10 protein-coding genes are annotated in these 14,174 nt (G+C 40.1%); 3 read left to right on the top strand and 7 right to left on the bottom strand.

From position 1 onward, the window contains the following. Positions 1 to 49: 49 nt before the first annotated feature. The 3 genes from ENH88_RS07385 to ENH88_RS07375 form a co-directional block, all read right to left on the bottom strand. Complete coding sequence (locus tag ENH88_RS07385; protein ID WP_304181248.1) at positions 50 to 1,351, bottom strand: DEAD/DEAH box helicase; 1,302 nt, start codon at positions 1,349 to 1,351, stop codon at positions 50 to 52. A gap of 159 nt (positions 1,352 to 1,510) precedes the next feature. Next, positions 1,511 to 2,233, bottom strand: coding sequence for a hypothetical protein (locus tag ENH88_RS07380; protein ID WP_304181247.1), 723 nt, complete (start codon positions 2,231 to 2,233; stop codon positions 1,511 to 1,513). Between the two features lie 243 nt (positions 2,234 to 2,476). Next, positions 2,477 to 3,181 (bottom strand): type 1 glutamine amidotransferase, encoded by a 705-nt coding sequence (locus ENH88_RS07375; RefSeq protein WP_304181245.1) that lies wholly within the window; start codon positions 3,179 to 3,181, stop codon positions 2,477 to 2,479. A 98-nt stretch (positions 3,182 to 3,279) separates the two neighbouring features. Here ENH88_RS07375 and ENH88_RS07370 point away from each other — a divergent pair, with 98 nt between their 5' ends. Next, positions 3,280 to 4,074, top strand: coding sequence for a helix-turn-helix transcriptional regulator (locus ENH88_RS07370; protein ID WP_304181243.1), 795 nt, complete (start codon positions 3,280 to 3,282; stop codon positions 4,072 to 4,074). A 136-nt stretch (positions 4,075 to 4,210) separates the two neighbouring features. Here the strand turns inward: ENH88_RS07370 and ENH88_RS07365 are convergent, their stop codons facing one another. Both ENH88_RS07365 and ENH88_RS07360 read right to left on the bottom strand, forming a co-directional pair. Then, positions 4,211 to 6,919: a TonB-dependent receptor gene (locus tag ENH88_RS07365; protein WP_304181242.1), complete on the bottom strand. Its 2,709-nt coding sequence runs from the start codon at positions 6,917 to 6,919 to the stop codon at positions 4,211 to 4,213. Between the two features lie 25 nt (positions 6,920 to 6,944). Continuing rightward, on the bottom strand, positions 6,945 to 8,045 hold the full coding sequence (locus ENH88_RS07360; RefSeq protein WP_304181241.1) for a Ca2+-dependent phosphoinositide-specific phospholipase C: 1,101 nt from the start codon (positions 8,043 to 8,045) through the stop codon (positions 6,945 to 6,947). Positions 8,046 to 8,229: 184 nt separating this feature from the next. Between ENH88_RS07360 and ENH88_RS07355 the strand changes: the two genes are divergently transcribed. Further along, the gene (locus tag ENH88_RS07355; protein WP_304181239.1) at positions 8,230 to 8,709 is read left to right on the top strand and encodes an RNA polymerase sigma factor; all 480 of its coding nucleotides are present in this window, start codon (positions 8,230 to 8,232) and stop codon (positions 8,707 to 8,709) included. Between the two features lie 99 nt (positions 8,710 to 8,808). Further along, positions 8,809 to 9,597, top strand: a complete 789-nt coding sequence (locus ENH88_RS07350) for an NPP1 family protein (RefSeq protein ID WP_304181237.1) — start codon at positions 8,809 to 8,811, stop codon at positions 9,595 to 9,597. A gap of 26 nt (positions 9,598 to 9,623) precedes the next feature. Here the strand turns inward: ENH88_RS07350 and ENH88_RS07345 are convergent, their stop codons facing one another. Further along, a complete protein-coding gene (locus ENH88_RS07345; protein WP_304181235.1) occupies positions 9,624 to 12,374 on the bottom strand; it encodes a TonB-dependent receptor plug domain-containing protein in 2,751 nt (916 codons plus the stop codon). 142 nt (positions 12,375 to 12,516) lie between these two features. Continuing rightward, positions 12,517 to 13,476 carry a FecR family protein gene (locus ENH88_RS07340; RefSeq protein ID WP_304181233.1) on the bottom strand — a complete coding sequence of 320 codons (960 nt, stop codon included), beginning with the start codon at positions 13,474 to 13,476 and terminating at the stop codon, positions 12,517 to 12,519. Between the last annotated feature and the right edge of the window lie 698 nt (positions 13,477 to 14,174).

The following is a 14,174-nucleotide window of genomic DNA, read 5'->3' as shown; positions in this document are numbered from 1 at the left end:
GATTAATAAACAATAAAGCCGACAAATGTCGGCTTTATCATCTCAACTTTTACTTACTTTTACGCCAGCCGCTCCATACATCTTCAACATCAGCTTTATTTTTTTGCTTTTTCTTGCCTGTGCCTTCAGGTTTGGCCATGGGTTTATCGTTTTTAAGTGCCTGTGTAGCATCTAGATTTGCTTGGTTTACGGCAAAACCTGACACCTCTTCGCGCTCTAAGCGTAGCTTGTTTTTCTTCTCAATAATTCTAAAGTGATGAAAGTCTTCATAATCTATCAGTGATAACGCCAAGCCCACTTCACCGGCACGGCCACTTCGGCCAATACGGTGCATGTAATCAGCAGAGCTGCGTGGTAAGTTAAAGTTAATCACTACCGGTAGTTTGGCAATATCTAAACCACGGGCAGCAATATCGGTGGCAATCAGTACTTCTATTTCACCGGCTTTAAACTTTTCGATGACCCGAGTACGTTCACTTTGGCCTTTATCGCCATGGAATACTTGCGCATTCACGCCGCGTTTTTCAAGCTTACTGGCTAAGTGCTCACAGTCTTTTTTAGCATTGACAAAAATCAGCGCTTGGCGCCATTGCAGCTGTTTAATTAAATGCGCTAAAACCGTGGTTTTTTCACCTTTATTTACGGTAAACACACGCTGTACTAAAGTGCTTTCGTCTTTGTTTTGAACTTGTATTTCAACCGGATTAGTTAACAGCTCTTGGGTTAATTGCTTAACTTGCTCTGGGAAAGTCGCAGAAAACAACATGGTTTGCTTTTTAGCGGGCATAAGCGCTAATAAGTTAGCCAACTCTTCGGTAAAGCCTAAGCTTAATAAGCGATCGGCTTCATCAAGCACTAAGGTGCTGACTCTATCGAGCTTAATCGCATTACTTGAAATCAAATCAAGTAACCGCCCAGGGGTTGCCACGATAATATCGGCGCCGCCACGTAATGCCTGCATTTGCGTATTAACCGACACCCCACCAAACACCGCAACGGTTTTTATTGCGCCATTAAAATTTGCAGAATACGACTTAACACTATCAGCCACCTGCGTTGCCAGCTCTCGCGTTGGCACTAAAATAAGCCCAGTAACATAGTTACCTTTGCTTGTAGTACTTTTAGCCCCTTGCTCTAAAAAGAGTTTTTGTAATATAGGCAATGCAAACGTTGCTGTTTTACCTGAGCCGGTATTCGCCCCTGCAATTAAATCATTACCCGCTAATACACTCGGAATTGCTTTTGCCTGAATCGGCGTAGGCTGGGTGTATTCCAAATCAGTTAAACGAGCTAATAGCTCTGGAATAAGGCCAAGTTCGTTGAAAGTACTAGGATTTGCGGCTGAGGTCATAAAAAGTGCGGGCTCATTACTAAAAATAGCCTGCAATTTTAGCGTATTTATTGCCCGTTAAGTAGAGATTAGTGATTTTAATGTGTTTTAGGTAATGGCACGCGTGGTGGTGTGCGCTACGAATACCGCGAAAATTAATCTATTGATGCGCAGGTTTAACTAGGCCTGCGTTTTTATCAATGGGGTATCTTGACTTTTTAAGAACTCAACGGCCTTTGCTTGATATTCTTTAATAAAAGATTCTGAGGTTAATTTTTCTACCGTTGATAAAGCAGACTGCGCATATCCAACAACTTTACTAAAAGAGCGAGGGTGCTCTTTTCGCATTTGTTGTGCTTCATCGACTCGAGACTCAAAATACGCATTAATATTAATTTTATCGTCAGCAGAAAAAGTCTTTTCTGCAAAATCAATATTATCTAATGGACCCTTTACACCCATAACATCATCCCAAAATGTTCCTCTGAGGCTTTCTGTGTTACCACTTGCTCTTTGTGTATCCGACTCAAGCTTTCTTACTGCATCGACTATCCCTTTGAATTCATTGATCGACATATTACTAAAATCAAAGCCTTCAGGATTAAGCAGCGCACTATAGGGTGAGCTTTTTTGTGCTTCGCCAGTAAATGCAGCAATCGCTTCTGGTTCTGCCTCTACCTCTTTTTTAGCATCTATCACTTGCTGCTGAGGAGCTATCGGCGCTTTGGGTTGATTTGTAGTAGTAAGACTTACCGCTTGATGGATATTAAAATTGATTGTCATAAAAGTTCCTTTTTTAGTTGTTCTGCATTCAAGTATTTCTGTATCGGCTGACTTCCTTATTAGTTTAGGACTTATTTTAGGTACTTCAAATAAAGCATTTTGCTGGACTTGCACCGCCATATATACATTGTAGCCATGACGAAAAGCCTATATTTTTAGCGTATTTATTGCCCGTTAAGTAGAGATTAGTGATTTTAAATATGGCTTTAGGTGAAAATATTCGGCCCACTAGTTAGAACAAAGCGATGTTGTTCATTGATTTAGCTAAATAAAAACCATAGCACGACGGTTAAAGTAACTCTATCTTACTTCAGCTTAGAGAAAACTGATAGAAACAGGCAATACGCGGCACATACTTTTGAGCTAATAGGTATTTACTAATTTATCTAAAAATAAATAGAGCTTTTGGTTCATTACATCATAGTCATGAGCAAGTAATACTTCTGCCTCATCCACAAAGCGATATTTTGCAGCTTCACTAAGATCATCATGCTCAATTAGCAAGGCTACAACCTCTTTAGTTAGCTCCATATGGCATTGAAAACCAAATACTCGCTCATTATAAGCAACGATTTGTCTTGGGCAGCCCTCGCTATATGCGATGATCTTTGCATCAGATGTCAGCCCTGGCATATCATTGTGCCAATGACCTACCTCTAACACTTTATCGAAGTGCTCAAACAAGGGATGCACTAAACCTGCTGGTGTTAAAGTAATTGGAAATTTACCAATCTCACGCTCAGGACTATGTTCATAATGAGCACCTAATGCTTCGCCAATCAACTGCGCTCCTAAACAAACGCCAAGTACAATTTTCCCAGCAACAATCGCTTTTAAGATCAAGGCTTGTTCACCTTTTGCATCAAAATAAGGGCATTGATCAATTGTTGTATTAGGACTTTGGGGGCCACCCATTACTATTAAAATATCAATATCTTTAATCGTATCTAACAGAGGGCTACCTTCATACACCTTAGAATAGCTAATATTATAACCATGCATTCTAGCCCAAGTTTCGTATGCACCTGGCGCTTCAAAATGCTCATGGAGAATAAAGTGAATATGCATTTTTTTGCCTTTTTATATAACAGAAGCTCACGATGATATACCAAATCAGCGCTATGCGTTTTATACTAACTGACACAAAACATCGATAAACCGCCACCATGCAAGCTAACGAGCTAATCCAAAGCTATACTCATAAACAGCTAATAACAAAAACAATTCATATGCCTGCTGGTTACGTTGATGATTTTCACTCACATCCATGGCATCAAATAGTGTTCCCATTTAAAGGTTTACTACAATCAAGCATTGGTGGTAAAAGCATAATCGTGCCTCACAATGCAATGCTATACATACCCGCAAACACGTCTCATAAGTCTGTAGCGGTTACAAATACTGAATTTTTCGCCGTTTATCTTAATCCTGATGTATGGGTGGAGTATGCAAGTGAAGCTAAATCCTGCCTTGTAACGCCATTCATTAAACAGCTCATATTGCTCTTGTTTGAAAATGAAATGAGCCAACAATCAGAATCCAATATTACTCATTTATTACTCGTGCTCAGAGATCAAATTGTCATGGCTAATAGTTATGACATCCCATTATTACTGCCAACCGATAAACGACTGCTAGCAATTTTCAAACAACTTAAGCAACAACCTGATTTGTCATTCACTTTAAAAGAATGGGCTAAAAAAGTAGGGGCATCAGAACGCACTTTATCGAGAGTTTGCGCAAAAGAATTTAGTCAATCTTTCTCATTGTGGCGGCAAAATATAAGACTCGTTTTATCTTTACAACTTTTGGATTCAAAGAGGTCGATTCAAGATATTGCATTAGAGTTAGGCTATACCTCTGATTCAGCTTACATTTACGCATTTAAAAAATTATTTAATCAGACCCCGAGTAAATATCGTCGCGATAGTTTGGCGCATAACTTAACGCTAAGAATTTAGAACAAATTAATTGATAATGTTAAGGATGACAGCATTTTTTCCCTAATAAATATTGATAAAAACAATGTCGCTACCAGCTTATATTAATCTATGTGTTTATCAAAAAGCGCCACTAAAAAGTGGCGCTTACTATTAACTACAGCTGGTAGTTAACCCCTACATAATAAGTTGAGCCAAATTCAGTGGTGTTATACAAACGATCGTCCGAGTCACTATATTGCTCTTCACGTTGGTTGGTTAAGTTAACTGCTTCAAAAGTGACTTTTAACTTCTCACTTATATTATAAAAAGCTGAAAAATCCACATAAGTCGTACCATGAAAGCCAGCTTCATCTTGGTCCGAATCCGATGGCGAAGCTATCTCTGTTAAATACTCACTACGATACGATGATGATACCCGCATACCCCATTGCTCGGTTTCGTAATATAACGTGGCATTCGCTGAATGCTCAGATAAACCAGGGAACGCTTTAGTGGCAAAGTACTCATCGCCATCATAGTAATCCATGTCGCCGTCAGCATAAGTGTAGTTGGCAATTACCCCCATGTTGTTAAATGGCGCAGGTAAAAAGGTAAAGTCTAATTGGCCGCCTAACTCTAAACCTTGAATACTGGTTTTTTCACCATTTACGCTGGTGTAATAAGTAAACTCAGTGGCTGCGGTTTGTCCTGGTGCTAACAATGCTTCTGAAAAACCTGTTTGCCCGTAGGGCATTTTAGTGCTGCTGCCAATTACAAAATTATCAATATCTTTGTAGAATAAGCCTGCGGTGATAAAACCAGTATCATCGATATACCATTCAATCGCAGTGTCGTAGTTTATTGACTCATAAGGTGAAAGCCCTGGATTACCGGAACTTAGCTCTAGCTTATCGGTGTTAACAGACCCTGAAATAGCAAGTGAAGCTAAAGATGGACGTGTGAGATTTTTACTAATACTTCCTCTTACCTGAACACCCTCGGCGACATACCAAACTACGTTCAATGAAGGTAACAACTCAGCATAATCTTGTTCAACCTGAGTTTCTACGTTGTCGCTGCCAGTTGATATATAACCAGTTGAAGTGATATCTGTTTTTACATATCGCACGCCAACGTTACCGCCGAACAGCTCATTTTGCCATTGATACTCCAGCCATGCTGCACGGGTTTCTTCGGTTAAATCATAGATACTATTGATCTGTAAATCTTGCTCCGTTAGAGCGGGGTTTACAGCAAAATAGTCTTGTGCTTTGCCAACATTTGCAGCAGCCCAGTTTGCTTTGTCATGACCGCTATAAACACTAAAAAAGCTCGCATCTAGGCTATTATCAATTGCTCCGGACTCCAACTCTCCTTTTAGTGCGTCTTTAACTTGGTACTCTTTACCGTCAGAGCTAAACTTTTTATTTAATACGCCATACTTTAATTCACCAGTGTCGCCTACAAACGTATTGAACGAGAGTTTAATCGTGTCATAATTAGAGTTCTGTTCGCTTTCATCCAGATCAAACTCGTGCATTTTCCAATTATCGATTGCGGCTGTATCAAAGTCATAAGTATGCTTAGCGTAAAACCGATCTTGCACATAATCAGAGGTCACTCTGCCAAAACCTTCATAAAACACTTTATCACTGACAGGAATGGTAAATTCATTCTCAGAATGACCGAGTAGCAACTTAAGCGCTGTAGATTCACTTAATTGCCAATTAGTTAAAAATGACACTTGGCTAAAAGTTGTATCCATTTGTTGTACACGGCTTTCTGTTGCTAACGTTGCGTTACTAATATCAGTGTAAACAGCTTCACCGTTCTCGTTATAACGCAGCTCATTCACCACTGCGCCGCCAACAGTTTGTCCACCAGCCGTAGTTGAACCACCCAAACCACTTAACCCTGCGCCACGCGTTGCTATATGGTGCTCATTTTTATCGTTGTTCAGTTCTGCATATAAAATATCTAAATCAAAAGATAAGTTATTGCTAGCTTTATATTGCAAGGCAGAGGTAACGCCTAAACGCTCTTGTTCGTTTTCCCATGCTGAATAACGATTACCGCGTGCAAAGCGCAGTTCTTTATTGGCCACTTTATCTTGCGTTGCTTGATCTAAAGCACTCAAGTCAGAGCCTGCGCCATCAAGTGGGCGCCAACGATACGTATTTGTGCCTTGCTCCATTGTATCGCGCTTAGAGTAAGCTAATGAGAATAATGCGCCAAAGTTATCCCAGGTATTAGAGATCAACCCCGCTAAACGCGGGCTGGTGCCATGCGCCATCGAGTTAGAGCCTACTTGAGCAGAGATCGCCCCTTTTAGTCCGTCGTAATCAAAAGGTTTACTTGGGCGCAGCGCAACTGTACCGCCAATGCCACCTTCTTCCATGCTTGCCGAGAATGACTTTTTCACATCTATTTGGCTAAATAGTTCAGAGGCAAAAACGTTAAAATCAAATCCACGAGAACGGTTAGCCTGCCCTCGGCTATCCATGCTACTGCCACTGGTTGCCAATACATCTAAACCGTTTAACTCTACTCGAGTGAAATCTGGACCTAAGCCACGTAACGATATTTGTCGTCCTTCTCCCCCTTCTCGGGTGATAGTAACGCCGGGTACACGCTGCAATGATTCGGCTAAGTTTAGATCCGGAAAGTCAGCAATATCTTCAGCAACTATACTGTCTTGTACCATTAAAGAGTCACGCTTTACGTCACGGTTTTTTAATAAGCTTTGGCGAAAGCCTTTAACAACTATATTTTCCATCTCTTGCGCTTGATCGTCTTGCTCTGCTGCAAAAATTGACGAACTAGTACTGGCGATACCCGCTAAAATAGCCAAGGTTAAATAGCGTTTTGTTAATTGCGGTTTCATGGTTTTCTCCGATTAAAATTAAAAGTTAAAGTGGGCAATCAGTGACAGAGCTAAAACAGCGTACAAACGGATTTATAGGCTGTTTATCATCTTGCTTGTCCACTAATTTAAAACTGACAAAGGGGGCATTTAGGGGCGCTTGCTTTGCACCTAAATAAAAATCGCTTGAAATGATCTGTGCACCAGAGCTGATGGCGCTAATAGCGCGGTTGCTTGGTGACTTTGTTGCATTAAACTCATCGGCACGGGTTCTGACGATAAAGCCTTGTGTAACAGCCTGCGTTATTAATTCGTGTTGCTGTTGGGGGTTGTTAAACAATAGAAAAGCGGCATCTGGATGAGTAATCGGCCACGCTGCAAACATGTTGGGCTTTGGTACTTGAGCAAACCGCTGTAGCTGGCGTTCATTTGCATCAAAAATAAATACAAACTTACCTCTTACGCTCTCCAATTCTGGCCAGCCCTGACTTTTTATCGATTCTGCTAAGCTTTGATTGGGCTGTTTGATGTCTGCTGGGGTGAGTAATTTATCTTGCCCTAGCACTTTACTAATAACGTTACTCAAGGCTTGATAGTGATCCACTGAAAAAAGCTCAGGCTGAACGCCTGCAATTTCTTCCCAACGAGTTTCTTTCGCATTAAATAAAATATAAATAGGTAGATGACGAGGGTGTTGATTTGACCAGCTTTTTAATTGCGTTAAACACTCAGTAAATAAAACACAATGACTGCTCACATCAATATCAGGAATATGCAGTACTTTAAAACTAGGCTTTGCAAGCTGCTGCTTTTGCACGTCGCTGTATAGTTGATTTTTAGTCCATGCTTGACCTAGTGGGTTTGAATATCGGCCACCTTGACTGTCTGCGAGTACGTCAATTTCAAGCTGTCTTAGCCCTAAGTCCAGCTGTTTACTTAACGTAGGGTGCGCATAACTAATTTGATCTGCAAACCCGGCTTGTAATTCATCAAGCTTATTGACCATCTGCTCATCAAGCCCTGTTTTATAACTATTATGACTACCAATTACCTGTAACTGATTAAGTTTTACAGCTGCTTTTACTGGCAAGCTGACGGCAGATAAAAAAACCATAACGCTAATAACTTGCAACCCTTTACTAAACATATCGACCCTGTATTTTTACTTAAAAGCGAGTTGTTAATGCCTGTAAAGAGAAGTTAAAAGTTAAAAAGGCGCCAAAAAAAAATTAATTTTTTTAATTGTTCATAATGCGATAAAAGTTAATTTGGTTGTCATATTTGTCTGTCAGCATAGGGTAGATTTTTAAATTAAAAATAAGAATATAGCCGTGAGTAAACGCGAATTTTCAATTACAACTGAGTTGTTAAAAGATGAACAAAAATTGAAAGCCGCAATCCGTAAATGGGTCAAAGTGCCTGAAGATGAGGCTGATGTGTTCCAAGAAACATTTGCCACGGTGATCGAGCAAGATAAACATAAAAAAATCGATAATCCTCTGGCTTATGCAGTAACTGTCGCACGTCATTTTGCATGGAAGCTATCAGCTAAAAAAAGCGAACCTTACGATGAAACGCTTGATACCCGAGAGTCTGAATGTATTGAGCAGCGCTATTCACAGCACCAACAAATATCAACAATCCAGGCGGTACTAAAAAATATGCCGCCTATGCGCCAACAAGTTTTTATCCGCCGTCGTTTATACAACCAAAGCAGAGAGCACATAGCCAAAGAGTTGGATTTAAGCGAAGATGCTGTAAAAAAACATATAAACCGCGCACTCGCGCAACTTGCTATGCATGCTGAATAACCTGCTTGGTAATGAAAGCTTCATAATAAAAATTGTCTCCTTGGTATGTTTAGTTTGCTCTTTAATAGGACATTCAAACTAAACTCAAGGAAACGTAAAATGAAAAAATCATGCTTTATCTATACTTTAGCTTTTGTAAGTACATCCTTTTTTTGTCAGGCAGTACACGCTGCTCCGCCACCAAAAATTGCAGAATTTACAACCAGTGAGGCTAAAAAGTGGGCCCCTCGTTTTGATTATGATACTGATGGCTGCTACCCATCTGTTGGGATTGGTCGTAATGGTCAAGCTAATGGCGGATTAAAGCCCACAGGCAGCATTGGAGGGGGTTGCCGGGATAACTCTGATTTAGCTAACTCAAACACCAACCATCGTAGTACCTGCGTTAATAATGGTAGTATTCAATATTGTGCTCATATGTATGCGTTGTACTTTGAGAAAGATCAGGCGATAGATAACGCATGGTTTGATGATGTTTTCAGCCATAGACATGACTGGGAATACGTAATTGTATGGCTTACCAATAACAATTTAACTCATATTAGTTACTCGAAGCATCGCGGTGCTGTTACAGCTGCCAAAAGCGATTACGCTTACGATGATGCTCAGCAACAACATGTTCGCATTGTGTATCATAAAGATGGCGCATCAACTCACGTATTTAGACCAGGTGGTGCGCAAGAGCTGGCAGAAAACGCAACTGGGGCATGGCATACACCAACACTAGCTTCGTGGCAGTTAATGCAAGGTGATGTAGCAACAACCAATGCTGATTTACAATATTTATTTAATACCACCAGCTTTGATAAAGCTAACACCCCTTTTAACGATGGTAACTTTATCAACAAACTTAACTCATCGCTGCCTACTGGTTACCCAGGTTTCTAATTGCGTTAAAGCTAAAAATGGCGTCGTTACAGCATCAATATAAAGCGCAGATAATACTGCCTTCCTGCTTGAGTGGTGTTGTATATAGCATGATGTTGGCCTGCATACTCTAGGTAATATTCATTACTAAAATTATTCACGCCAACATTTAATTCAAGTACATCGTTTAAAGCAAAATAAGCAGACCAATTAATACGCCTAAACGGTAAAAACCCCGTTTCGAACTGATCAACCCATACTTGCTGGTAATTTACTTCACTAATATAACCACTACGATAATTCAGCTGTAGTCTACTGCCCCATGTTTGTTGCTGGTAATCTAGTGACAAATTAGCCACATGCTTAGATTGCCCTTCTAATGGTCCAGTAAACTTAAACATATCGGCAAAACGATAGTCTCGTTCACTATCAGCATAACTGTAAGCTGCATTAAGTGTTATATCTGGATATAAGTGGTGGGTTAAATCAATATCGATACCCTTCACCCAAGCCGTTGCTTGGTTCACCCGCTGATATAAATCCTTATCATAAGCAAGCTGCTGATAATTGATTAATCCTGATAATTTTTTAGCATACACACTACTGACAAGTTGAGTGTGTGAATCGACATTACCAATCAACTGCATTGTAAATTGCTGACTTTCATAAGCTGATAGCGCTGTGTTACTCACTTCATAACCGGCAATACCCGATAATGGTTGCTTTGTTGGGTTAAAATATTTGGTGGCAACAGGGGTAAGATTTTTACTTATATTTAAGCGGGTTTGCCAGTTAGCTGAAAGTGCATATCTAAAATTAGCTGAAAAGAGCGGCCGTGAATAACGATTACTTGTGCCTTCAAGATTTTTGGCTTGGCGGACTTGTTCATCAAAATGCTCGATACGCACACCTAAATCTACACTGTAATCATCCTGCTGATACCCATACTGCAACCAAGCGGCGCTGTTAATTCGCTCTAGGCTATAACTTTGCGAATCTAAAATATTGCCACTATCGAGGCGAATATCGGTTAAGTAACGCTTGGCCACATTGCTATTATTTACCCCTAGCCAAGAAACGTCTTTATGATAATCAACGATCTTACTTAATTCACTATCAAGTGCACTATCTAAAAGACCTATATTAAATTCTCTTTTATAAAGGTCATCTTGTTGTTTTTGAACTCGCTCATCGACAAAGCGCTTATACTGGACACCAAATTGCCAAAGGGTTGCGTCATGCTGGTAACTAAAGCCTATGTTACCCTGTTGTTGCTCAATTAATGATTGATTAGCCTGTATATCAATTTCGTCCAGTTGCCATTGTTTACTCGACTGTAAATCCATACCGTAACTATTATGAGGATAAGTCAGTTGAGGGGAGTAGTCGGTTGTTAAATTACTAAATGCTTTTAAAAATACTTTTTCATCTTTTGGCACGTCTAACTCGTTTTTCGAGCTCCCTAACAACCAATTCAACTTCAGCTTAGGAGAAAGCCAATAATCGCCTCGCCAAGTGAGCTGCGAAAATTGTGTCTTTTTGTTTAGTTGCCGACTCTCAGTAGCTATTTGCGCATTTTCAAACTCTGCAAAACGCAAATAGTCATATTGATCAATTTCAAGCTGCGTAATTTTACTCGGCTGCTCGCTACCAGCTGCGAGTGCCGAGGAGCTGATCCCTCGAGTTGCAAGATGATACTCCTGCTTTTGGTTATTAAGCGCTGCATATAACCAATCAAGTTTATGGCTAAAGTTATCACCATAATAATGTACAGCAGCGGTAACACCTTGCTGTTTAATAGTATTATTCCAAACTGAATATCTATTTCCTCGCGGAAAGTAAACCTGTTGCGCTTGTAGCTTTTTCTGTATGTCAGTACTAAGTTGGCTAATGTCAGTACTTGCAATATCTAACTGTCGCCAGCGATAGGTATTGTACCCCTGCTCTTGCGTTACTTTATTATTTACACTGCCGCCGAGCATATAAAACCAATGTCGGCGTTTGTATTGCCAGGAAAACGCACCACGATGTGTTGGTTTATCAACAAAGTCTGTTTGGCTGTATTCAAACATGGCATTTAATTGCGGCTCTTCATCCATAAGCTGATCAGCATTGCTCGTATATAGATTAATATTGCCCGCTATGCCTGCGCTATCCTGATCAACACTATACTCTTTAACAATATCTACTTTTTCAAATAACTCACTTGGCAACACATTAAAATCAAATGCGAGCGCACGTTCATTTTGTTCTCTGCTATCAAGAGAAGAGCCATGTATCGCAAGGGTCTGCATACCGTTTAATGCAACATGAATAAAATCACCACTTAATCCTCGCATTGCAACCTGCCTTGCCTCAGCACTGTCATAACTAGCCGACACTCCTGCAACATTAAGCAATGAATCAGCTAAATTATTAGTCGCAAAGCTCGCGGCATTCATTAATGATATTGATTCAACTCGCACAGCGTCATCGGGGTTCACATCATTATTAACTGAATATCTGCGAGCCCTCTTAGTCTGCACTGACGAAGCACTAATGAGCACTTCTTCAAGTGGGATATCTTTTTTTGCGGGGAGAATTGGCGTATTAATTAGTTCATCATTCTTATCTGTAGCTGTTATTAACTCAGACACGATTAAAGAACCTTCTAATTGCTCAATATTAACTTGGTAGTGAGTTGCTATCAGTTCAATGATGCGCGTTAAATCATTGTCACCTGAGTAATAAAAATCGGCAGATATATTGGCCAGATCAACGGCAAAAAAAACGGCTGCACCGGTTTGCTCTGAAAGCATTTTTAAACTGCTAAATAAATCATTAGCCTGAACTATCACTAAATTTTCATTAGAGTTAGAGGCAGTTATAGCCTGTTGACTAAAGCTAAGCTGACTATTGCAGAGGCAGAGTAACAGCAATAAACCGCTTACTCTTTGCATACTAGTTATTACGTATAATAATTTGCCCCGAGTATTGCGATACTCTTAGTTTATTGGCTAAGGCAAGCATCTGCAGCGTTTGTTTTGGCGTGTTTAGATTAAACCGACCAGTAACAAGCATTGATTTGAGGGCATTATCTTCTAAGCTAATTTGCTCGCTCATTTGTCGGTCAAGCTTTGCAAGTACAGAACCCAAACTCATTTGATACGCATCCAGCCATTGTGATTGTGGGTTATCTAGATCTAAGTAATGGTTAAATGACTTAGGCAAATGTTTTACCTCTCCCATTTTTCCATCAATGATTTCAACACTTTGCCCAGCGGTTAACTCAACGGTGGTGTTATCTAGCTGATTTGCAACATGAACGCTGCCATGAACTACAATAACTTGAGTACCAAAGTCGCTTTTATCTACCGAAAACTCAGTGCCCGTTACTGTAACCTGTGTATCTCCAGCATCAACAATAAATGGTTGGTTATCACTTAGATGTTGCACAGAGAAAAGCGACTCACCTTGGCTTAGCTCAACTTTACGTAACTGCTCAGTAAATAAGTAACTAAGGGTGCTTTGCGGGCCAACCTTCATGGCTGAGCCATCAGGTAAATCTACATAGCGTGATTGTGAGGTGCTTGTTTTTGCAATAATACTTTCAGGTTTAGCGGGTGACTGTAAAGCTAAAAAGTTAACAGCGATCAGCAAAAAAACTGAACAAAATGCACTTGCCCACAACCACTTAGTTATCGGTTTTTTACTGCTTACCGTGAGTTGCTCTGCTTGTTCTTCAAGCATGCTTTCAAGTTCATCAGAATGCCACATTTTAAGGCATTTTTGATACGCATCACGATGTTCCGGCGCCTCATCTAGCCAGGTTCTAAGTTGTTGCTGTTGTTCATCTGACAAGCTTTGAGATAACTCAGCCCAATTAGCCGCTTGCTCGAAAATGGCGATTCTATCTGTCATGTGTGATTTATTGAATAAAGTTCAAGGCAGTATAACAATGCTATATGACAATTTGGCTACACAGATCATCTAATCCCCCTCAACTAAAACACTCTACAAGCCTAATATGCTTAAAAATTACAACTCAATTTTGCTTATTTAAATACGCCTGCAGGGGCGAGGGTTTTATATTTTCAATCGACGTTGCTACCTCGCGTTTTACTACTAGAGAATATGCGAGTAGCTCTAAAATATGGCCAAATTCGTTGAAATTGCTAAGGTTTGCGGCTGAGGTCATAAAAAGTGCGGGCTCATTACTAAAAAATAACCTGTAATTTTAGCGTATGTAAGTAGGGGTTAGGTTAGTGATTTAAATATCAGTAGCCAATTTCGAGCTACAAATTACGAGCAGGTTTATGTTGTTTGTAGGCGCGAGTTTACTCCGCACTTCCATGATATTTTATCAACAAATTAAACCACAACCTATTGCGGTTTTTCAAACTGCTCCTTGTTTTTTATTACACTAACGGCCATTAGCAACGCCCAAATGGCCGTTTATTCCCAATAACGCTACTATGGTGGCCGTACCCGCATAAGACAATGAGGATAATATTGGATACAATGCTTTAACTAAACGCACAATAAAAAGTATCGCCGTAAGTTTTGTGATTTGTCGATTGTGCGCTTGCTCATACGACTAAGTAGAAGATCTATTGTCA

Origin of the sequence: Pseudoalteromonas prydzensis (assembly GCF_011050055.1) — a bacterium.
Classification (GTDB): Bacteria; Pseudomonadota; Gammaproteobacteria; order Enterobacterales; family Alteromonadaceae; genus Pseudoalteromonas; species Pseudoalteromonas prydzensis_A.
The sequence above is the reverse complement of the archived record's forward strand: the minus strand, read 5'-3'. Positions and strand labels throughout refer to the sequence as shown.